Source organism: Microbacterium sp. ARD32, assembly GCF_031844385.1.
GTDB lineage: Bacteria > Actinomycetota > Actinomycetes > Actinomycetales > Microbacteriaceae > Microbacterium.
In genome coordinates this window covers 179,430-198,133 of sequence record NZ_JAUZVD010000002.1, presented here as the reverse complement: position 1 = coordinate 198,133, position 18,704 = coordinate 179,430, and the positions used below count along the sequence as shown (strand labels likewise).

Here is an 18,704-nt window from a genome sequence, read left to right as displayed (position 1 = left end):
CTGATGCGTGTAGAAGTCTCCTGTCAGATTACCCTTCGGAACCTGACTGATCGGCGGGAGGCGGCGTGGCATCCCCGTCGGGCTGCGGCGAGGCCGGCTGGATGGTCGTCGAGGTGCCCGACGGCGACATCCCGGATGCCCGGTCACCGCAGTACGCCTGGTAGGTGGCGGTGACCGTCTTGCCGGCGGTGCCCTCGTCGACGACGATCACGGCCGAGCCGGTGCCGGGCTCGAAGTTCGCGACGTCCTTGGCAGGATCCTTGAACTTCGCGTTGGTGAGCTTCACCTCGTACGCGGTGAGGGCATCGGTGCCCGACGGGCAGACGTAGCCGGTCCAGTTGATCGTCGCCTCGGCGCCCTCGGTCACCGTTCCGGGCACGGTCGGTGCAGACTCCGGCTCGGGGATCGGCGTCTGCTCGTCGTAGTACTTGACGTGGATCGTCGACCCGGGCTGCTGGTTGCCGCCGTCGATGACCTCGTAGATGCGGCCGGCCTGCTCCTCGGTCTCGGCAGGGTTGCCCGCCGTGCAGTCGATGAGCAGCTCGTGCTGCTTGAGCGCGTCGGTCGCCGCGTCGCAGGTCATGCCCGTGAGGTTCAGCGCGTCCACGTTCACCGGCTCGGGGGTCGGCGTCTGGCTGGGCGTGTCGGAGGGGGTCGGCTCCTGGCTGGCGGAGGACGGCGGAGTCTTCTCGGGCGTCTTCGCATCCTGGTTGAGCAGCAGGCCCAGCAGCGTGCCGCCCAGTGCGATCACCAGCAGGGCGATCAGCGCCACCAGCGGCCACGTCCACGGGCTGCGCTTGCGCTTGGGCTGCTGCTGCTCGGCCGCCGCCTGCTCGGTGGGCAGCTGTGCGGTGGTCGGCATGATGCGAGTGGCGGAGCCGTCATCCATCCCGGTGAGGATGCGCGTCGCGTCATCGGCATCCGCCACTCCCGCACCGGCGATGGCCGGAACGGCGATCGCGGCGGAGTTCAGGTCACCGCGGCGCAGCGCCTGCGCGGCGCGCGACACGGTCGCGGCGGACGAGGGGCGCTCCCCGGGCTTCTTGGCGATCATCGCCATCACCAGGTTCTGCACCGGCTGCGGCACGGTGGCCGGCAGCGGCGGCGGCTGCTCGTTGATCTGCGCCATCGCGATGGCCACCTGCGACTCGCCGGTGAACGGACGCTTGCCCGCCAGGCACTCGTAGGCCACGATGCCCAGCGAGTACACGTCGGTCGCGGGGGATGCCGCGTGGCCCGAGGCCTGCTCGGGCGACAGGTACTGCACCGTGCCCATCACCTGTCCGGTGGCGGTGAGCGGCACCTGGTCGGCGATGCGGGCGATGCCGAAGTCGGTGATCTTCACGCGGCCGTCGGGGGTGATCAGCAGGTTTCCGGGCTTGATGTCGCGGTGCACCAGGCCGGCGGCGTGCGCGGCCTGCAGAGCGGATGCCGTCTGAGCGACGATGTCGAGGGTCTTGTCGGCGCTCAGTGCGCCGTCGCGCTCGAGGATGGTCGACAGCGCCTCGCCGGGCACCAGCTCCATCACCAGGTAGGCCGATCCGTTCTCCTCGCCGTAGTCGAAGACGCTGGCGATGCCCTCGTGGTTGACGAGCGCGGCGTGGCGGGCCTCGGCGCGGAAGCGCTCCAGGAAGCCCGGATCGCCCATGTACTCGTCCTTGAGGATCTTGATCGCCACGGTGCGCCCGATGACGTGGTCCGTCGCCTCCCAGACCTCACCCATGCCGCCGATCGCGATCCGCGACTGCAGCTCGTAGCGACCACCGAACGACACACCCTGCGTCGGCCTCATCTGCCCAGCACCGCCTCTATGACTTTCTTCGCAATCGGAGCGGCAATACCGTTGCCGGAGCCCGACTGTCCTCTTCCACCGCCGTCTTCGACGACGACCGCCACCGCAACCTTCGGATTCTCCGCCGGTGCGAAGCCTGTGAACCACAACGTGTGCGGCTTGTCCTCGATCTGCGCCGTGCCCGTCTTCCCGGCGACATCGACGCCGTCTATTCTTGCACCCGTCGCCGCGCCGGAACTGACGCCCTTCACCATGGCGTCGGTCAGCGCGTCGGCCTGCTCGGCACTCAGCGACTGCTCGAACGCCTCATCCGTGTACTTCTGCCACGGGGCGAAGTCGTCGGCGATCACGGCATCCACCATCCGCGGCTTCATGACCGCGCCGTCGTTCGCGATCCCGGCGGAGACCATCGCCATCTGCAGCGGGGTGGCGATGACCCTGCCCTGGCCGAAGCCGGTCAGCGCGGTCTGCGCGTCGCCGAGGTCTTCGGGGTATTTCGACGGGGTCGCCTTCAGCGGGATCTCGAACTCGGTGTTGAAGCCGTACTTCTCCGCGGCCTTGAGGATCGCCTCGTCGCCGAGCTCGACCGCGAGCTCGGCCATCGGGATGTTGCAGCTGCGGGTGATCGCCTCGGCGATCGTGGTCGTCTCGCCGGGGCCGCACGTGCCGCGCCACGCGTTGGAGATCGGACTGCTCGTCCCGGGCGGCGTGTAGGTGGCCGGGTTCGGCAGGGTCGATTCCATCGTGTAGTCGCCGGATTCCAGCGCGGCCGAGGCGACGACGAGCTTGAACGTGGAGCCGGGCGGGTTGAGGTTGCCGGCGATCGCGCGGTTGTACAGCGGCTTGGTCGGGTCGGCGACCAGCGCGTCGTGCTCGGCGTTGACGGCCGTCGGGTCGTGCGCCGCCAGCTTGTTCGTGTCGAAGCCGGGAGTGGATGCCATCGCCAGGATGCGCCCGGTGGCCGGCTCGATCGCGACCACGGCGCCCTGCAGACCCTGCAGGGCATCCCAGGCGGCGCGCTGCGCCTTGGCGTTCAGCGTCAGCTGCACGCTCAGGCCCTGCTGCGGCTGACCGGAGACGATCCGCTCGATCTCGGAGACGAGCGAGTTGTTGCTGGTGCCGGAGAGCTCGGAGTTCAGCGCGTGCTCGATGCCGGTCGACGACTGCAGCGCCGGGTTGAAGTAGCCCGTCACGGGCGCCCACATCGCGGCATCCTTGTACACCCGCTGGTACTGGTACTTGTCGTCCGTCGGCACCGAGGTGGCGATCGCCGAGCCGCCCACCAGGATCGAGCCACGCTGGATCTGATAGCTGTCCAGTCGGGTGCGGGTGTTGGCCGGATTCTCGGCCAGGTTGTCGGCATCCACCACCTGGATCCAGCTGGAGGCGACGAACAGCGAGAGGAACATCGCGAGCACGACGAAGCTCAGCCGGCGCAGTTCCTTGGTCATCCGATCACCACCCTCATCCGATCACGGCCCTCATCCGATGACCACTCTGGGCTGGCGGCGCACGGCGTCGCTGATGCGCAGCAGCAGCGCGACGATGAGCCAGTTGGCCACCAGCGACGATCCGCCGGCGGCGAGGAACGGGGTGGTCAGGCCGGTCAGCGGGATCACGCGGGTCACGCCGCCGACCATGATGAACACCTGCAGCGCCAGCGTGAACGACAGCCCGGTGGCCAGCAGCTTGCCGAAGTCGTCCTGCCCGGCCAGGCCGATGCGCAGCCCGCGGCTGACGAACACCATGTACAGGCACAGGATCGCGAACAGGCCGACGATGCCGAGCTCCTCGCCCAGGCTCGGGATGATGTAGTCGCTGTTGGCGAGCGGGGTGATCTGCGGACGGCCCTGGCCCCACCCGGTGCCGATGAGCCCGCCGTGGGCCAGGCCGAAGATGCCCTCGACCAGCTGGTAGCTGCCGCCTCGAGCGCTGATGATGTCGGGATTGAAGGCATCCAGCCAGTTGGTGAAGCGGCGCTGCACGTACGCGAGCACGCGGGTGGCGAGGAACGCCCCGGCGCCGACGCCCACCAGGCCGATCAGCACCCAGCTGGTCTTGCCTGTGGCCACGTAGAGCATGGCGATGAACATGCCGAAGATCAGCACGCCGGTGCCGAGGTCGTGCTGGGTGACGATGATCAGCAGCGAGATGATCCACACCACCAGCACCGGTCCGAGCTCGCGCATGCGCGGCCAGGTCATGCCCAGGAACCGGCTGCCCACCGAGCTGAGGCTCTCGCGCGTGCGGACCAGGTAGCCGGCGAAGAAGACGGCGAGGCAGATCTTCGCCAGCTCGCCAGGCTGGAAGGAGAAGATCCCCGCGAACGAGACCCACACGTCGGCGGCCGCGCCCTTCACACCCAGACCGGGGACGAACGGCAGGATCAGCAGTAGGATACCGGCCAGGCCGGACAGGTACGTGAAGCGGTACAGCACGCGGTAGTTGCGCAGCGCGATCACCAGCGCGATCACGCCGGCCAGCGAGATCGCCGTCCACGCCAGCTGCTTGTTCGAGAACGCGGCCCAGCCGGTGAGTCCCTTGGCGATGTCGATGCGATAGATCATCGCGATGCCCAGGCCGGTGAAGACGGTGGCGATCGGCAGCACGAACGGGTCCGCGTCGGATGCCACGACGCGCAGCACCACGTGCACGGCGAACACGAGCACGGCCAGGCATCCGCCGATCACGAGGATCATCGGATCGATGGCATCCAGCGCGCCGAACTGCACGAGCGTGAGGGCACCGCCGGCGATGGCGACAGCGAACAGCAGCAGCCAGAACTCCCGGTTGCGCTGCTTCTGCGGCATCCGGATGCGCTTGAGGGCCTTCACCACGCCGGTGTCGGTGGTGACGTCGGTCATGGTGTCGGCACCCCCGTCGATGTCGGCTGGGGCGTCGATGTCGGCGTCGGCTCCGGTGTGGGGATCTGCACGGGGACCGGCGGGAGGGCGCTCACCCGCAGGCGCTCGGTGATGGCCTTGGCATCCGCCAGCGACCGGGCGTTGATGGTGCGCTCGACCGAGGCGCGCTGGTACGAGGGCAGGTCGGCGAGCAGGATGAAGGTGTCCTTCACCTCGGTCGACAGCTTGATCGGCCCGAGATCCTGCTGCACCCCGCGATATATCACCACGCTGTCGTCGTCCGCTCCCACGAAGTAGCGCGTCTGCGTCCAGTTGTAGGCGAGGAAGCCGACTCCGACCAGCACGAGCACGGCCACGACCAGAGCGGCCAGCCAGGCGATGCGCCGGCGGGTGCGGCGGCGCCTGTCCTCTTCGATGATCTCCTCGAAGTAGTCGGAGTCCGGCTCGAAGTGGCTGGGCTCGTTCGCGGCCTGCAGCACCGGGTGCAGCCAGCCGGTGAGCGAGCTGCGCGGTGCGGGCACCGGCAGGTCGGATGGCGTGGACGCGGCGCCGACCACGGTGGGCGTGCCCGAGGAGAGCGGGTGCGCGCCGCCGACGTCGACGAGCACCACCGTGACGTTGTCGGGAGCGCCGCCGTCGAGCGCCTGCTTGAGCAGCGTGTCGGCGGTGCGGCCCGGCGCGAGACCCTGCGCCATGGCCTTGGCGATGTGGGTCTCGTCGACCACGCCGGAGAGCCCGTCGGAGCACAGCAGCCACCGGTCGCCCGGCTGCGTGGGCATGACGAACATGTCCAGGTCGGGTGCGATGTCCATGTCGCTGAGCACTCGCATCAGCACCGAGCGCCGGGGGTGGTAGCGGGCCTCTTCGAGCGTGATGCGGCCGGAGTCGACCAGGCGCTGAACGAATGTGTGGTCGGTGGTGATCTGGGTGAGCGCGTCGTCGCGGTACAGGTAGATGCGCGAATCGCCGATGTGCCCGATGACCGCGTGGTCGTCCACCATCACGATGGCGCTGAGCGTCGTTCCCAGGCCGGCGAGCTCGGGACGCTCCTTCGAGGCGCGGATCAGGTCGGATGCCGCGGTCGTGGCCGCCGCCTGCAGCGAGGCCTGCGCGTCGTCGGTGGAGGCGTACGGGCGGTCCAGGGCCTCCATGCGGCGGATCGCGATGGTCGAGGCGACGTCCCCGCCGGCGTGACCGCCCATGCCGTCCGCGACGACGAACAGGTTGGCTCCGGAGTATCCGGAGTCCTGGTTGTTGGAGCGGACCTTCCCGGTGTGGGAGATCGCGGCGCTCGAGCCCTCGAAGACCATCTGCCGGCTGCGCCCTTACGCTCGCAGCTCGAACGTTGTGGCGCCCACCTTGATGGGGGTGCCGATCTGCACCTGCACCGGCTTGTCGCTCAGCCGCTGCCCGTCGAGGAAGGTGCCGTTGGTCGAGCCGAGGTCCTGCAGCGTCCAGATGTCGCCGCGCTTGGTGAGGCGGGCGTGGTGGCTGGAGGTGTAGTCGTCGCGGATGACCAGGCCCGACTCGCTGGAGCGCCCGATCGAGAGGGAGTCCGCGGTGCCGAGCGGCACGTCCAGGCCCTCCTTCGGGCCCGAGGTGATGACCAGGCGCGTGGCGGCCTTCGCCGCGGGGGAGCTGGGACGCGGCGCCTGATGCACGGGAGCGGCCCCGGCGGACGCCTCGCCGGCGGGCAGCTTGCGCACGCGCACGCCGAACAGGTCGGCGCGCAGCGAGTACACGACCGCGAACACGAAGAACCACAGCAGCACCAGGAAGCCGATGCGCAGGACCAGAAGCACCAGTTCACTCATCGGGCGGCACCCCTCTGGGTCTGTGTCGGGGCCGGCACGACACGGAAGGTCAACTCGGTGCGCCCGATCGTGAAGGTCGCCCCCGGTGCGAGTGCGGCCTCGCGGATCTTCTCGCCCTCGAGCTTGGTGCCGTTGGTGGAGCCCAGGTCGCGCAGCATGGCACGCTCGCCGTCCCAGAGGACTTCCGCATGGCGCCGACTGGAACCGGCGTCCGCGATGGTGATGCCCGCGTCGCTGCCGCGGCCGATGACGGTGCGGGCGCTGTGCAGCGGATGCTGCCTGCCGTCCACCTCGATCACGCCCTGCCAGGTGACGCTGCTCTCCACCGAGGACGAGCTCACGCGCACCGTGCCGGTGGACACGTGCTCGTCGTCCTCGATCGTGATGTGCAGCGGGCCGGAGAAGCTGTAGCCCTGCGTGCGGGCGTGCTTGGTCAGCAGGGCGAAGAGCTCGTCGTTCAGGGCGTGTCCGAGACTCAGCATCCGCTCGTGGTCCTCGGAACTGAGGCGCACGAGATAGTCGCTGGGCGCGATGATGCGCTCGCGGCTGACCACAGCCGCCTTGGTGTCCGCCTCGCGGCGCAGTGCCGAGGCGATCTCCACGGGCTGGATGCCGCTGCGGAAGGTCTTCGCGAAGGCGCTGTTCACAGCGCGTTCGAGACCCTTCTCAAAGCTGTCAAGTAGTCCCACAAGGTTCCTCTGGCATGCCGACCGGTAGGGCCATCGTAGCCAGCCCCGCTGAATATGCGCCTCAGTGGGCGGATTCGCGTTCTGTTCCGCGGTGCTCGCGGAGGCCCAGAACCGGCGAATCGCCCAGAAGAGGAGATCCCGCTGCCGCATCCTCCTGTTCTGAGCCGTCCTCCTTTTCTCGGCGGGCTCCGCGGGGCGGGGCGGCGGCGCAGCGGGGGCCGGATGCCGGGGGATGCCGGTGTGCTGAGCACCCTCGCGCACGTGATAGCCTTTCAAGGTTGAGTTCTCCGGAACACGACTGCGCGAGTGGCGGAATAGGTAGACGCGCTGGCTTCAGGTGCCAGTGCCTGCAAGGGCGTGGGGGTTCAAGTCCCCCCTCGCGCACATTTGTCCTGAGTCGCGACATCGTTTACGAACGAGTCGCGGCTCAGGACTTTCTCGTTGTCTCAGTCGGCCGAGTCGAAGATCTCGGGTTCGAGATCAATAGAGGCTTATCGCCGCCGAAGTTGAGGCCAGCGTCCTCCCTTCCACCTCCGCGCGACATGCTCAGACTGGTCAGTGGAGAGTGGGCTTCACTGACGTAGAGTGACGTTCACTGACGTAGAGTGACGTTCACTGAGGCCAAGTGACGATCAGTGAGCGTCAGTGAGAGGACGTGGACAATGACTGTGACGTTCGACCTCGCGCGTCTGCGTCAGCAGGGCACGGACGATGCCCACATCGAAGTCAAAGCCAGTGCGCGTCGGCTGAGTTCAGATGTCTGGGACAGCGTCAGCGCCTTCGCCAACACCACCGGCGGGCTGATCGTCCTCGGGCTCTCGGAGAGTGAGGGATTCGCTCCCGTCGACGGGTTCGAGATCGATGTCGTCCGGGATCAGTTCGTTGAGGGCATGGGCGACGGTGGCGTTCAAGGCGTCAAGCTGACCAATCCACCCGCGTATGGAATGACCCGCGAAGTGGTGGAGGGCGCCCCGGTGCTGCTGATCACCGTCGCCGCGAACCAGCCCGGCAACAGGCCGTGCTTCGTCACGGCTAAGGGACTTCCTGGGGGCGCGTACAAGCGGATCGACGACAAGGACGTCAAGCTCTCGGCGACCGAGGTGTTCGAGATGCAGTACGAACTGAAGGTCTCGGATGCTGATCGGCAGATAGTCGAGGATGCCGACGAAACCGACCTCGACAGACAGGTGCTCGACGACCTGATCGAACGCCGGAATGACTCGCGCGCACTCCAGGGTGCTCAGACCCGAGAGGAGAAGCTTGCACGCCTGAACGTCGTGGACAAACGTGGAGGTGTGCGTCTGGCAGGGCTTCTCGCGACCGCCATCTATCCTCAGCAGTTCTATCCACGACTTCTCATAGATGTGACCGTCCATCCCGGGAATGAGAAATCACTGCCGGGTGATGACGTGCGGTTCCTCGACCGCGTGGAGTGCACGGGGCGGCTTGCGGATGTTGTCGACGACGCGGTGCGGGCCGTGCTCAGAAATCTACGCACGTATTCGGTCATCGAAGGAGTGAGCCGACGCGAGTTGCCCGAGATACCGACGAATGTGATTCGCGAGGCGATTGCGAATGCAGTACTGCATCGTGAGTACTCGCCCCTGTTCATCGGGCAACCCGTCACCGTGGATATCTTCGCGGACCGGGTGGAGATCACCAACCCTGGTGGGCTGTGGGGTGGAGTCACCCCGGAGAGTCTGGGGGACGGGACTTCCCGGTGCCGGAACCAGATGCTTCTGCCTCTGATGCAGCACATCGCTCCCACAGGAAAGGTGGGCTTTGTCGTCGAAGGGCAGGGAAGCGGAATCCGCCTGATGTTCACTGAGATGGAGGCGCATGCTCTGGCGCGACCCACTTTCAGCGTCGGTCCGGATCAAGTGAAAGTGATTCTGAAGCGGCATGGGGCGGAGATCCCGGAACATCGTGAGTGGCTCCGACAGCTCACTGATCGGGAACTGACACCGTACGAGGACGCTGCGCTGCTGATCGCCCGACGTGATGGACAGGTCTCGGTTGACGGCCTGCGGGACGCCCTTCGGATCGACTCGGATGAAGCTCGTCGGGTACTTTCGCGACTGCGCTCCGAAGGGGTACTCCGCGGTGTCAGGGGCGAAGCATTCGTGCTCGCCGACGGTGCACCGCTCCCCAGCGAAGCCGATGCCGCGCTGATCCGCGGACTGCGAGGATCGGAACCTCAGAGCGTCCACGAGATCGCCGAGTGGAGTGGATCGTCAGTCGGAGCTCTGCGCGCGCGCTTGAGACGGCTCGTCGATGATGGCTGGGTGCAGGCCACGGCACCACCGCAGAGTCGCAATCGAAAGTACGTCGTGCGTGCAGAAGGGTCAAGCCGCGGGTAGCGCGGCCGGTTCAGGTGCGTTGACGAGATGACGGGTGAACCAATACACGTATGCTGGTGCGCATGCGTTCCCTGACCCGTTCCTCGTGGTGGCTGCAGTAGCAGCCGGTTGACGCATGTTCGCGGGCTGCACGGCAGCCCGCGCCCAGGTTCGCGGCATCCTTCGTCGTGCGGCCCTTCTCAGAAGGGCTCATCATGACCGATTCGTACACCGCCACCCGCCACCGGATGCCGGACCTCGAGCGCAGGATCGCCGACGACCCGGCAGGATTCCGCGTTCTCACCGGCGAGCGGCCCACCGGGCGGCTGCACCTCGGCCACCTGTTCGGCACGATCCGCGAACGGGTGCGGCTGCAGTCGCTGGGCGTGGAGACGTTCGTCATCCTCGCCGACTACCAGGTGATCACCGACCGCGACACCGCGGCGAATGTCGGCGATCACGTGCGGGGCGCTGTGCTCGACTACCTGGCCGCCGGCCTCGACCCCGAGCGCACCACGATCTTCGCGCACTCCGCCGTTCCCGCGCTCAACCAGCTGATGCTGCCTTTCCTCAGCCTGGTGAGCGAAGCCGAGCTGCACCGCAACCCCACCGTGAAGGCTGAGCACGCGGCATCCGGCCGGGCCCTGAGCGGCCTGCTGCTGTCGTACCCGGTGCACCAGGCCGCCGACATCCTGTTCTGCAAGGGCAACCTCGTGCCGGTCGGCAAGGACAATCTGCCGCACGTGGAGATCACCCGCACCATCGCGCGCCGCTTCAACGAGCGCTACGGCGCCACCTTCCCCGAACCCGAGGCGATGGTCACCGACACCCCGGAGATCCCCGGCCTGGACGGCCGCAAGATGTCGAAGTCGTACGGCAACGCGATCGCGCTGTCGATGACCGAGGACGAGACGGCGGATGCCATCCGTCGCACCCGCACGGATGCCGATCGCGTGATCACCTACGACCCGCAGCGCCGTCCCGGCGTCTCGGGGCTGCTCTCGACAGCGGCGCTGTGCGTCGGCTCCAGCCCCGAGTCGGTCGCCGAGCAGATCGGCGACCGGGGCAGCGGGGCGCTGAAGGCGTTCACCACGGATGCCGTGAATGCATTCCTCGCGGGGCATAGAAGTCGCCGGGAGAAGATCGCCGCCGATCCGGACGCCGTCGGTCAGGTGCTTGGCGCCGGCAATGCCCGCGCGAACGCCCTCGCCCAAGGGACTCTCGCCGAGGTGCGCGAGCGCATGGGAATGGGCTACGCCAACGCGTGAGACCCGCCAGTGCGTGAGACTCGTCAGTGCACGGAGACGACGTCCGTGAGGCCCTCGACCCCGCGCGTGCCATGGGCGCGCAGTTGACGTTCCGCTCCCGTGCCTTCCGTGCGCATGCGGGCGAGCTGGTCGTCGACGAACTCCGCGTCGCCGAGCTCATCCAGCACGGGTCGGATGCCGCGCAGCATCCGCTCCACGAGAGGCCACGCCCGCTCCGATCCTCCCTCCTGCGTGCTCAGCCGTGCGCGCATGCCGTGCCTGCTCGCAAGCCACAGCGACGCATCGAGCGCGTGCGGGGCCGCCGGGGTCTTCACCACCTCGTCGCTCAGTACGAGCGCGCGGGTGAGCGCGGCGAGCAGCAGGGAGTCCGTCACACTCAGCTGCGCGTCCGCGACGCGGGTCTCCACCGTGTCGTAGCGATCCGACAGACGCACCGCCCACGACACCGAGGAGCGTGCGGGAAGCGCGCCGATCGCGAGGAGCCGGTCGACCGTGCGGTGGTAGTCGTCGGCATCCGCGAACGCGGGTGGCCCCCACGAGACCGGTAGCCGGCGCAGGAGCGTGCTGCGCCAGCTCGCCAGCCCGGCGGCGACGCCGTTCGCGAAGGGCGAGTTCACGCTGAGCGCCAGCAGCAGCGGCAGCCATTCGCGCAGCCGCCGCAGCGCCCGGACGCGCTCCTCGTCGTCCGCCACCTCCACGTGCACGTGCAGGCCGTCGACCACGTGCTCGGCGGCGAGATGCCCGATCAGATCGGCGACGTCGTCGTAGTGCGGCGACGACGTGATCCGCCCCGGCCCGGCCAGCGCGAACGGCGCACCGGTGGCCGCGACCAGCGTGCCGGCGGGAGCGTGTCGGGCGAGCACTGCTCGCATTCGCGTCAGCTGCTCCTGCGCCGAAGCGAGCGTGGGAACGGGCTCGGTCGCGGCCTCGATCTGGCTCGTCATGAATTCGGCGGAGAGCCGGCCGCCGGAAGGCAGCTCGCCCAGCACCGCGGCGTGCATCTGCTCAGCCGAGACCGGCACCAGCGTGGCGGCATCCAGGAGCACGAACTCCTCCTCGACGCCGAAGCGGGCAGTCCGCGGCATCCGCTTCTCCTCTCACGCGGTCTCTGCAGACGAAGGCGGGCACGCGACCGGCCCTGGACCGGCGGCGCACCCGCCTGCGGCTGAAGGAAGGCTTACTTGTCGAAGGCGTCCTTCACGTCGTCGCCGACCTTCTTGGCGTCGGCCTTGACCTGATCCATCTTGCCCTCGGCCTCGAGGCTCTCGTTGTCGGTCGCGTCGCCGATGTTCTCCTTGGCCTTGCCTGCCATCTTCTCGGCGTTGTGCTTGGCGTCGTCCATGATCCCCATGGTCGCCTCCTCTCATCCGCGGGGCGACGAACCGCCCCGGTGAACGCCCAGCATGACCCGGCGGCGTTCCGCGCTCCAGGGGATTGACAGCGGATGCCACCGGTGGTTAGGCACCACCGGATGCGAGAATCCGCCCGTCGCCGTCAACCCGCCGCCCGTCGCCGTCAATCCGCCGCCGGTCGCCGTCAACCCGTCGCCGTCATCCCGGCATCCGCTCACCGCGACGCGAGCCACGCCTGCCACGCCGCCTCGCTGAACCGCGGGTCGTTCATCACCTGGATCAGGCTGCGATCCCACGACCGCGCCCCGTCGAGCGCCAGCTGCCACGGATCGCCGCCGTTCTCGGCCGCGAACAGGTAGTACGAGCCGGCGGCGACGTAGGAGAGCCAGGCGTCATCGCCGTCGAAAGCGGTGTCGGAGAGTGCTGCCGCGCCCTTCGACGCGATCAGATCACGCACGCGCCTGTCCCGCAGCCAGCCGACGTCGGTGAGCCCGGTGCGCAGCTCGATGTACGTGGCGAAGCCCTCGTACACCGCGACCGGCGGGTCGTCGAACGACGTCAGTGGTGCTGCCGCGTAGTGCAGTCCGTGGGCGAACTCGTGGGTGAACGTCGCCAGGCGCTGGTCGGCGCTGAGCGGACCCATCATGACCAGCACGCCCGAGGTGGCGTCGCCCACGGCGATGTCCGCCTCGAACAGGTCCGATCTGCCGACAGGACGGGTGGTGGCGGTCGCATACCCGGAGATCTGCGGGTCGCCCGCGGGAACGTCGTCGCCGAACCGCCAGCGGTCCATCCGATCCTGATGATCGGTGATGCCCGAGACGAAGCCGCTCATCGGCACGGCGCCGCCCAGGTCGGTGATCGTGCGGATGGCGAGCACCGCGGCCCTCTCGGCCGTGTCGACTGTGGCGTCGACGAGCGTCTTCTCGTCGGCCATGCCGTACAGCACCACGTGGTCGCGCTTGGCCACGTGCAGCGGGCCCTCGTCCCACGGCATCGGCGTCTGCGGCTCGAACGACGTGATGCGCATCGCGTCGCCCTCGCCCGTGGTGACGATGTCGTACGAGAATCCCGCGGTCAGCCGGTAGCCGGCATCCTTGTCCCCGCTGCCGCGCAGCGGACGCGACGAGAACGCCAGCTCGGCGCCGAGAAACGCGCCCTCCCCGCCGTCGCTGCCGACGGCGGGCACGATGTACGCGGTCCCCCGTCCGATCAGGGCGGTGTTGTCCCACCACAGCGCGAGCTGCGTGCGCGCCTGTCCCTCGGCGTACGACAGGAAGGCGTCGCGGTCCTTGGCGCGCAGCGCCCTGTTCATCGACGTCCACGCCTGCGGGTAGCGCACCGAGTCGGGCACGTAGTCCGGCAGCCATGCCGCCTGCGGGTCGGGCGAGGCGAAGTCCGCCGCCGGACCCAGGGCCGGCTGCTCGGGCCAGGCGGATGCCGCCCAGCCGCCGCTGAGCACCAGGACGAGCACGGTGAGGGCGACGATGATCGGCGCGGGCCGCACCGGGCGGCGCGACGTTCCCGGGCGCGGCACGGGGAAGGATTGATGTGCGGGCGGTATCGGCGGGGACGACAGCGGCGCGGGCGACTGGTCGCTCATCGCTTCTCAACCGCCTCTCGGATGCCGACCAGGCGCACGGCCTGGCGACCTTCGCCGGTGCTCGCCGCGGCGAGCACGACCACGTAGCGCTCGGCGATCAGGAACTCCGTGAACGGTGCGCGCAATGATCCGAACGCGTTCGTGTCCAGCCGCGTGAGCTCGGGTGGGAGGCTGGCCGGATCGGTGCGGTCGATCGCGGGCAGCACGGCGAGCAGGTCGGCGGTGTCGACCTGCGGGTCGACGACATCCGCTGCATCCGCCCCGTCCGGAAAGCAGCTCGATGCCAGCCGGCCGTCGATGCGGGCGTGATCGGCGAGCTCCTCGAGTGCGCTCGCCGCCGTGTAGCAGGCCAGGCCGTCGGCGTCGCGCGGTTCGGATCGCAGGCTCAGGCGGGATGTCGAGGGCGCGTCGTCCTCGGCATCCGGAACCGTCAGCCCGGCCACGCGCCACGGCCCCACCCGCGACGGCGCCTGTCGCCCGGGGCGCGCCTGCTGGGGCGTGCCGTCACCGTAGTAGAAGGGACGCGTCAGCCACAGCTTCTGGGCGATCGAGGCGGTGCCCTCGGCACCCTGCATCGTGTAGCGGTAGGTGATCGTCGCGATCGCGCTCGCCGTGTCGCTGCGCTCCAGGCTCTCGGCGTCGAAGGTCAGCTCGCCGAGGTCGTACTCCACGGTCAGACGCAGCGCCCGCGCGGTGCCGCGCTCCCCCGCCAGCGGAGCTCCGAGCGGCACCATCCCCTGCAGCATCGGGCCGGCGGCATCCCGCCAGCTCGCATCGATCGCGGTGGCGCCGTCGAGGAAGGCGCGCGCGGTGGCCTCGGCATCCCTGCGAACCCCGTCGCGCACGTGCCCGGGCAGCAGCGCGGCCGTCGCGATCGCGGCGCACGCCAGCACCGCGCACACGATCAGGAGCACGATCGTGCCGCGCGTCCAGGTGCCGGAGCGCGCCGGGCGGGGAAGGGTCATCGAACTCCTCGGCGGGCGGTGATGACAGCAACACTAGGCGCAGTCTCCGGCGGCGCCGGGCGCCGCCGCCGACGCGCACGCCGATTCCAGAATTTGTCCCCCATATGGGGGACAAAGCGGGTCGGAATTGTGTATGCTGAAATCTGACGCACCCTCCGGTCGTCTTCGGCCCCCATCGCTCCCCCCGCGGTGGGGGCCAACCAATTCTCCGGATGCAACATTTCGATCACCATCCGGCTCCCACTGTTGCCCAGCACGGCGGCTGGGATAGCGTTAGCGGCAGTCGGTGCATCCTGCGTCGGCATCGCAACAAGCAGAACGGCAGTAAATGAGCACCCAGGGCACGGTCAAGTGGTTCAACTCGGAGAAGGGCTTCGGCTTCATCTCCCCCGACGACGGAGGCGCTGACGTGTTCGCGCACTACTCCGCAATCCAGTCTTCCGGCTACCGCTCCCTCGACGAGAACCAGCGCGTCGAGTTCGATGTGGCGCAGGGCCCCAAGGGCCTGCAGGCTGAGAACATCCGCCCCATCTGAGGCGAACGCGAAGAACCCCGCCGGGCTGCTCACGCAGTGCGGCGGGGTTCTTCCGCATCCGGGCCCGATCGGCGATCAGGTGATCGCCCTGTCGGGCCCGGATGGCGGTCAGGCGGGCGCGGGGATCAGGCCGAGGCCTTGGCGCCCTTGCGGCTGGCGCGACGCGACCCGTCGGCTGCGGTGTCCGCCGCGGCCTGAGCGGCGGCGGCGGCCTCTTCGGCAGCGCGCGCGGCCAGGAACAGACCCTCGCGGTTCAGGTGGCGCGAGTACCGGGCATCCAGGTAGAGCACCGGCACGTCGCCGGCGGCCTTGATCAGCTCGGGGTACAGCTCCTCCTTGATCGGGCCGGAGCCTCCGCCGTACACGTAGACGACCTCGGTCGACTCGCCCGACTGGCTGAGCGTCTCGCTGAACGCGCGACGGATCTGATCGACCAGGTGCTTCACATCGGGCTCGACCAGCTGCACGGCCCGCTGGTGACGGTTGCGCTGCAGCACCGACGGAGTGGTCTGCAGGAAGTCGGCGAGCTGCTTGCGGCTGGTGAAGCGCAGCTCGGCCTCGTCCTGACGGTCGAGCGCGTTCTCGAGGATGGTGCCGTAGCCCATGTCGAGGGTCGATGCCGCCTCGGCATTGAACCGGGCGTTCGTGAACACCGGGAAGTTCACCGTGCCCTCTCCGACGTCGATGCCGACAGTGTTCTGGGCGGCCACCAGGTCGGCGCCGGTCACACCGGGAAGCATCTCCGGCTCGCGCGAGCGCAGGTCGGTGAGCAGGGCGTTGGCCAGCGGCTCGCCCTTGTCGGAGATCGCGTACTGCGCCGACGCGCCCTCGGCGACCACCTGCACGTCCTCGAACTCCAGGCGCACGCTCACGGGCGTGTTGAAGTTCTTGATCGTCACCAGGTGCACGGCAGAGCCCTTGGCGCCGATGAACTCGCCCGCGTAGCCGTAGCGCCGCGCCACGAACTCGCTGATGGGCAGCGCCAGACCGGTGCGCACGCGCACCCGCAGCTCCTGCTCGGGAAGGGCGTCGTGGGTGCGGACGTAGTCGCGCAGCGCCTTGGTGGCGTAGACGCCGAGCACGAGGATCTTGCTCAGCTGCTGGTCCGCCTTGCTGGCGTGACCGTCGTGCACCTCGAACTCGCTGAACACGGAGCCGCGCACGCTCAGGGCCGACCGGCCGAAGATGCGGCGGTCGCTGTCGGCGACCAGCGGCGAGGAGAAGGATGCGTCGAGGCGGTTGTAGAAGTCCTCCTCGGCGTCGTTCATCGTCTGCAGCGCCTCGGCATCGTCCAGCGGCACCTTGGGCGACTGGCGCGGCGTCGCGACGACCGCGCTGGGCAGGTCGATCCGATCGCGTACACCGGTGTCGGTGTTCAGGATCATGCCCTTGACGTAGCCGTTGCCGACGTCGATGCCGCCGGTCAGATGGATGATGTCCGAGCTCATGGGAAAGCCTTTCGTTCCGGTGGTCGGTTCAATGATGTCAGGTCGGTCACAGACCGAGAAGATCGTCGATGGTCGCGGTGGCGTCCGCGTTCGCGTCGGGTTCGGCCGCCGGGGCGGCCGCGGGGGACTTCGGTGCGGGGGACGTGGATGCGGATGCCGGGGGCGCGGGCGTCCTGGCGGAGGCCTTGGGCTCGGCAGCCTTGGGCTCGGCCGCCTTGGGCTCGGCAGCCTTGGGCTCGGCCGCCTTGGGCTTGACCGCCTTGGGCTCGGATGCCGGGGGAGCGGGCACGGGATCCTCGTCATCCGGCAGATTCTCGGCCACGTACACCGGGTGCGCGGGCGGGCGGACGGGCCGGTTGGCGACGTCCACGAACCCCTCGCGGGCGACGGACTCGCGGATCAGCCGCCGGATCGACTCCGATGCGGAGTACTGCAGGTCGAGCCACTCGACCACCGTCGAGTCGACGACGGGCACGCTGAGCTGCACCTTCCGTGCAGTGGGCGCTTCAGCCACAGCCGACCCTCCGTTCCTCGTCGCTCGAGATGCCGCGATACCCGCATGTTCACGGTACAGTACGCGGCTGCCGGGCATGCTGTCCCCGCCCCGGAATGACGGACATGTCGGCCGTCAGCGCAGGAGCAGAGCGCCCAGCGCGTCGGGATCGGCGACGCGGAAGTCGGCGGCATCCGCCTCGCCCGCGGAACCGAATCCCCAATCCACGAAGATCACCGGGATGCCGTGCTCGGCAGCCCCTTCGACGTCGTGGTGCCGATCCCCCACCAGCACGGGACGGGACGTGTCGACGCCCGCGGCGCGCAGCCGCTCGAGCGCCTGTCCGATCACGAACGACTTGCCGTCCGCCCTGCCCTCGGGAGAGGGCCGAGCGCCGGAGAGAGCGGCGAACGCGTCGATCAGCTCGTAGTGCTCCAGGATGGCGCGCACCTGGTTCTCGGGCTTGGTGCTGGCGGTCGCCTGCGGCACCCCGGCATCCTGAACCCGCCGCAGCAGCTCGGCGACGCCGGGATAGATGTCGACCGACGCGGCATAGCCGTCGCCGGCTGCCAGCTCTCGATAGCGGGCGACGGCCTCGTGCGCCTGCTCCTCGTCCATTCCCGCCCGCTCCTGGAACGACACGTACATCGGCGGACCGATCCAGAGCGACAGCTCGGCGGCATCCGGCTCCGGCAGCCCGTACGACGCGAACACCTGACGAAGCCGCGGCAGGATGCCGGCCGACGCGTCGGCGATCGTGCCGTCGACGTCCCAGAGGATGCAGGAGTAGTGCGCCATGCTTCCCAGCCTACGGGCGCGGCGAGTCCGGAGATGTCCGCTCAGAAGAGGCGGGGGATGCCGGACTCGATGCCCTTCATGTGCTCGTAGTCGAGCACGACGCAGCGGATGCCGCGGTCCTCGGCCAGCACGCGCGCCTGCGGCTTGATCTCCTGCGCGGCGAACACCCCGGTGATGGGCGAGAGGTGCGGGTCGCGACCCAGCAGCTCGAGGTAGCGGGTCAGCTGCTCCACCCCGTCGATATCGCCGCGGCGCTTCACCTCCACCGCGATGGCCGCACCAGCGGCATCCCGGATCATGAGATCCACCGGGCCGATCGCCGTCGGGAACTCGCGACGCACCAGCGTGCCGCCCTCACTGATCAGGTGCACCTGCTCGGCCAGCAGCCGCTGCAGGTCGGCCTCCACGCCGTCCTTCTGCAGTCCGGGATCGATGCCGAGGTCGTGAGCGGAGTCATGGACGATCTCGTAGATCTGCACGCGCAGCGCGTCGCCGGTCTTCCTGTGCGTGACGCGCCACACCTCGACGACGCCCGCGCTCGCCTCCTCCTCGCCCGGCTCCTCGGACACCAGAGTGCATGGAGGGCTCATCCAGTTCAGGGGCTTGTAGCTGCCGCCGTCGGAGTGCACCAGCAGGCTGCCGTCGCCCTTGTGCACCAGCAGGCGCGTGGCGAGGGGCAGGTGGGCATTGAGACGGCCGGTGTAATCGACGGAGCAGCGGGCGATGACGAGACGCACTCGACGA

The 18,704-nt window shown here is 68.9% G+C and carries 17 protein-coding genes and 1 tRNA gene; 4 read left to right on the top strand and 14 right to left on the bottom strand.

Annotation, left to right across the window (positions count from 1 at the left end; genetic code table 11):
- Nucleotides 1-28: 28 nt before the first annotated feature.
- From Q9R19_RS09110 to Q9R19_RS09085, 6 genes are read right to left on the bottom strand one after another with little or no spacing between them, the layout of a single operon-like run.
- Nucleotides 29-1,792, bottom strand: a complete 1,764-nt coding sequence (locus Q9R19_RS09110; RefSeq protein ID WP_311256072.1) for a protein kinase domain-containing protein — start codon at nt 1,790-1,792, stop codon at nt 29-31.
- Nucleotides 1,789-3,243, bottom strand: coding sequence for a penicillin-binding transpeptidase domain-containing protein (locus Q9R19_RS09105; RefSeq protein ID WP_311256071.1), 1,455 nt, complete (start codon nt 3,241-3,243; stop codon nt 1,789-1,791). Before Q9R19_RS09105 ends, Q9R19_RS09110 begins: the two co-directional genes overlap by 4 nt.
- A 30-nt stretch (nt 3,244-3,273) precedes the next feature.
- Nucleotides 3,274-4,656, bottom strand: a complete 1,383-nt coding sequence (locus tag Q9R19_RS09100) for an FtsW/RodA/SpoVE family cell cycle protein (protein WP_311256070.1) — start codon at nt 4,654-4,656, stop codon at nt 3,274-3,276.
- Nucleotides 4,653-5,966, bottom strand: coding sequence for a protein phosphatase 2C domain-containing protein (locus Q9R19_RS09095; RefSeq protein WP_311256069.1), 1,314 nt, complete (start codon nt 5,964-5,966; stop codon nt 4,653-4,655). Before Q9R19_RS09095 ends, Q9R19_RS09100 begins: the two co-directional genes overlap by 4 nt.
- Nucleotides 5,967-5,981: 15 nt before the next feature.
- A complete protein-coding gene (locus tag Q9R19_RS09090; RefSeq protein WP_311256068.1) occupies nt 5,982-6,470 on the bottom strand; it encodes an FHA domain-containing protein in 489 nt (162 codons plus the stop codon).
- The gene (locus Q9R19_RS09085; RefSeq protein WP_311256067.1) at nt 6,467-7,159 is read right to left on the bottom strand and encodes a DUF3662 and FHA domain-containing protein; all 693 of its coding nucleotides are present in this window, start codon (nt 7,157-7,159) and stop codon (nt 6,467-6,469) included. The genes Q9R19_RS09090 and Q9R19_RS09085 overlap by 4 nt, the downstream gene beginning before the upstream one ends.
- Nucleotides 7,160-7,459: 300 nt before the next feature.
- Between Q9R19_RS09085 and Q9R19_RS09080 the strand changes: the two genes are divergently transcribed.
- The 3 genes from Q9R19_RS09080 (at nt 7,460) to trpS (ending at nt 10,766) form a co-directional block, all read left to right on the top strand.
- A tRNA-Leu gene (locus tag Q9R19_RS09080) sits at nt 7,460-7,543 on the top strand.
- A gap of 278 nt (nt 7,544-7,821) precedes the next feature.
- Nucleotides 7,822-9,519: an ATP-binding protein gene (locus Q9R19_RS09075; RefSeq protein WP_311256066.1), complete on the top strand. Its 1,698-nt coding sequence runs from the start codon at nt 7,822-7,824 to the stop codon at nt 9,517-9,519.
- A gap of 194 nt (nt 9,520-9,713) precedes the next feature.
- Nucleotides 9,714-10,766, top strand: a complete 1,053-nt coding sequence (trpS, locus tag Q9R19_RS09070; RefSeq protein ID WP_311256065.1) for a tryptophan--tRNA ligase — start codon at nt 9,714-9,716, stop codon at nt 10,764-10,766.
- Between the two features lie 23 nt (nt 10,767-10,789).
- On the opposite strand, the gene Q9R19_RS09065 is transcribed toward trpS, so the two are convergent.
- The 4 genes from Q9R19_RS09065 to Q9R19_RS09050 all read right to left on the bottom strand — a co-directional run bounded on the left by Q9R19_RS09065 (nt 10,790) and on the right by Q9R19_RS09050 (nt 14,686).
- A complete protein-coding gene (locus Q9R19_RS09065) occupies nt 10,790-11,851 on the bottom strand; it encodes a YbdK family carboxylate-amine ligase (RefSeq protein WP_311256064.1) in 1,062 nt (353 codons plus the stop codon).
- 92 nt (nt 11,852-11,943) lie between these two features.
- A complete protein-coding gene (locus Q9R19_RS09060) occupies nt 11,944-12,117 on the bottom strand; it encodes a CsbD family protein (protein ID WP_311256063.1) in 174 nt (57 codons plus the stop codon).
- A 215-nt stretch (nt 12,118-12,332) separates the two neighbouring features.
- Complete coding sequence (locus Q9R19_RS09055) at nt 12,333-13,721, bottom strand: hypothetical protein (protein ID WP_311256062.1); 1,389 nt, start codon at nt 13,719-13,721, stop codon at nt 12,333-12,335.
- Entirely contained in the window at nt 13,718-14,686 is a 969-nt protein-coding gene (locus Q9R19_RS09050) for a hypothetical protein (RefSeq protein ID WP_311256061.1), read from the bottom strand. The genes Q9R19_RS09055 and Q9R19_RS09050 overlap by 4 nt, the downstream gene beginning before the upstream one ends.
- A 328-nt stretch (nt 14,687-15,014) precedes the next feature.
- On the opposite strand from Q9R19_RS09050, the gene Q9R19_RS09045 reads away from it, so the two are divergent.
- The gene (locus tag Q9R19_RS09045) at nt 15,015-15,221 is read left to right on the top strand and encodes a cold-shock protein (protein WP_311256060.1); all 207 of its coding nucleotides are present in this window, start codon (nt 15,015-15,017) and stop codon (nt 15,219-15,221) included.
- Nucleotides 15,222-15,346: 125 nt separating this feature from the next.
- Here Q9R19_RS09045 and Q9R19_RS09040 read toward each other — a convergent pair whose 3' ends face one another.
- The 4 genes from Q9R19_RS09040 to nucS all read right to left on the bottom strand — a co-directional run bounded on the left by Q9R19_RS09040 (nt 15,347) and on the right by nucS (nt 18,697).
- A complete protein-coding gene (locus Q9R19_RS09040; protein WP_311256059.1) occupies nt 15,347-16,669 on the bottom strand; it encodes a hypothetical protein in 1,323 nt (440 codons plus the stop codon).
- A gap of 46 nt (nt 16,670-16,715) precedes the next feature.
- On the bottom strand, nt 16,716-17,183 hold the full coding sequence (locus Q9R19_RS09035) for a hypothetical protein (RefSeq protein WP_311256058.1): 468 nt from the start codon (nt 17,181-17,183) through the stop codon (nt 16,716-16,718).
- A 114-nt stretch (nt 17,184-17,297) separates the two neighbouring features.
- A complete protein-coding gene (locus Q9R19_RS09030) occupies nt 17,298-17,960 on the bottom strand; it encodes an HAD hydrolase-like protein (RefSeq protein ID WP_311256057.1) in 663 nt (220 codons plus the stop codon).
- A gap of 41 nt (nt 17,961-18,001) precedes the next feature.
- Complete coding sequence (gene nucS / locus Q9R19_RS09025; RefSeq protein WP_311256056.1) at nt 18,002-18,697, bottom strand: endonuclease NucS; 696 nt, start codon at nt 18,695-18,697, stop codon at nt 18,002-18,004.
- Nucleotides 18,698-18,704 lie beyond the last annotated feature (7 nt).

Excerpts from the sequence above, each read along its gene's own strand:
- Q9R19_RS09040 (WP_311256059.1), bottom strand. The coding sequence starts at position 16,669 with ATGAGCTCGGACATCATCCATCTGACCGGCGGCATCGACGTCGGCAAC.
- trpS (WP_311256065.1), top strand. The coding sequence starts at position 9,714 with ATGACCGATTCGTACACCGCCACCCGCCACCGGATGCCGGACCTCGAG.
- Q9R19_RS09030 (WP_311256057.1), bottom strand. The coding sequence starts at position 17,960 with ATGGCGCACTACTCCTGCATCCTCTGGGACGTCGACGGCACGATCGCC.
- Q9R19_RS09065 (WP_311256064.1), bottom strand. The coding sequence starts at position 11,851 with ATGCCGCGGACTGCCCGCTTCGGCGTCGAGGAGGAGTTCGTGCTCCTG.
- Q9R19_RS09105 (WP_311256071.1), bottom strand. The coding sequence starts at position 3,243 with ATGACCAAGGAACTGCGCCGGCTGAGCTTCGTCGTGCTCGCGATGTTC.
- Q9R19_RS09075 (WP_311256066.1), top strand. The coding sequence starts at position 7,822 with ATGACTGTGACGTTCGACCTCGCGCGTCTGCGTCAGCAGGGCACGGAC.
- Q9R19_RS09095 (WP_311256069.1), bottom strand. The coding sequence starts at position 5,966 with ATGGTCTTCGAGGGCTCGAGCGCCGCGATCTCCCACACCGGGAAGGTC.
- Q9R19_RS09045 (WP_311256060.1), top strand. The coding sequence starts at position 15,015 with ATGAGCACCCAGGGCACGGTCAAGTGGTTCAACTCGGAGAAGGGCTTC.
- Q9R19_RS09055 (WP_311256062.1), bottom strand. The coding sequence starts at position 13,721 with ATGAGCGACCAGTCGCCCGCGCCGCTGTCGTCCCCGCCGATACCGCCC.
- Q9R19_RS09060 (WP_311256063.1), bottom strand. The coding sequence starts at position 12,117 with ATGGGGATCATGGACGACGCCAAGCACAACGCCGAGAAGATGGCAGGC.
- Q9R19_RS09090 (WP_311256068.1), bottom strand. The coding sequence starts at position 6,470 with ATGAGTGAACTGGTGCTTCTGGTCCTGCGCATCGGCTTCCTGGTGCTG.
- Q9R19_RS09100 (WP_311256070.1), bottom strand. The coding sequence starts at position 4,656 with ATGACCGACGTCACCACCGACACCGGCGTGGTGAAGGCCCTCAAGCGC.
- Q9R19_RS09110 (WP_311256072.1), bottom strand. The coding sequence starts at position 1,792 with ATGAGGCCGACGCAGGGTGTGTCGTTCGGTGGTCGCTACGAGCTGCAG.
- Q9R19_RS09050 (WP_311256061.1), bottom strand. The coding sequence starts at position 14,686 with ATGACCCTTCCCCGCCCGGCGCGCTCCGGCACCTGGACGCGCGGCACG.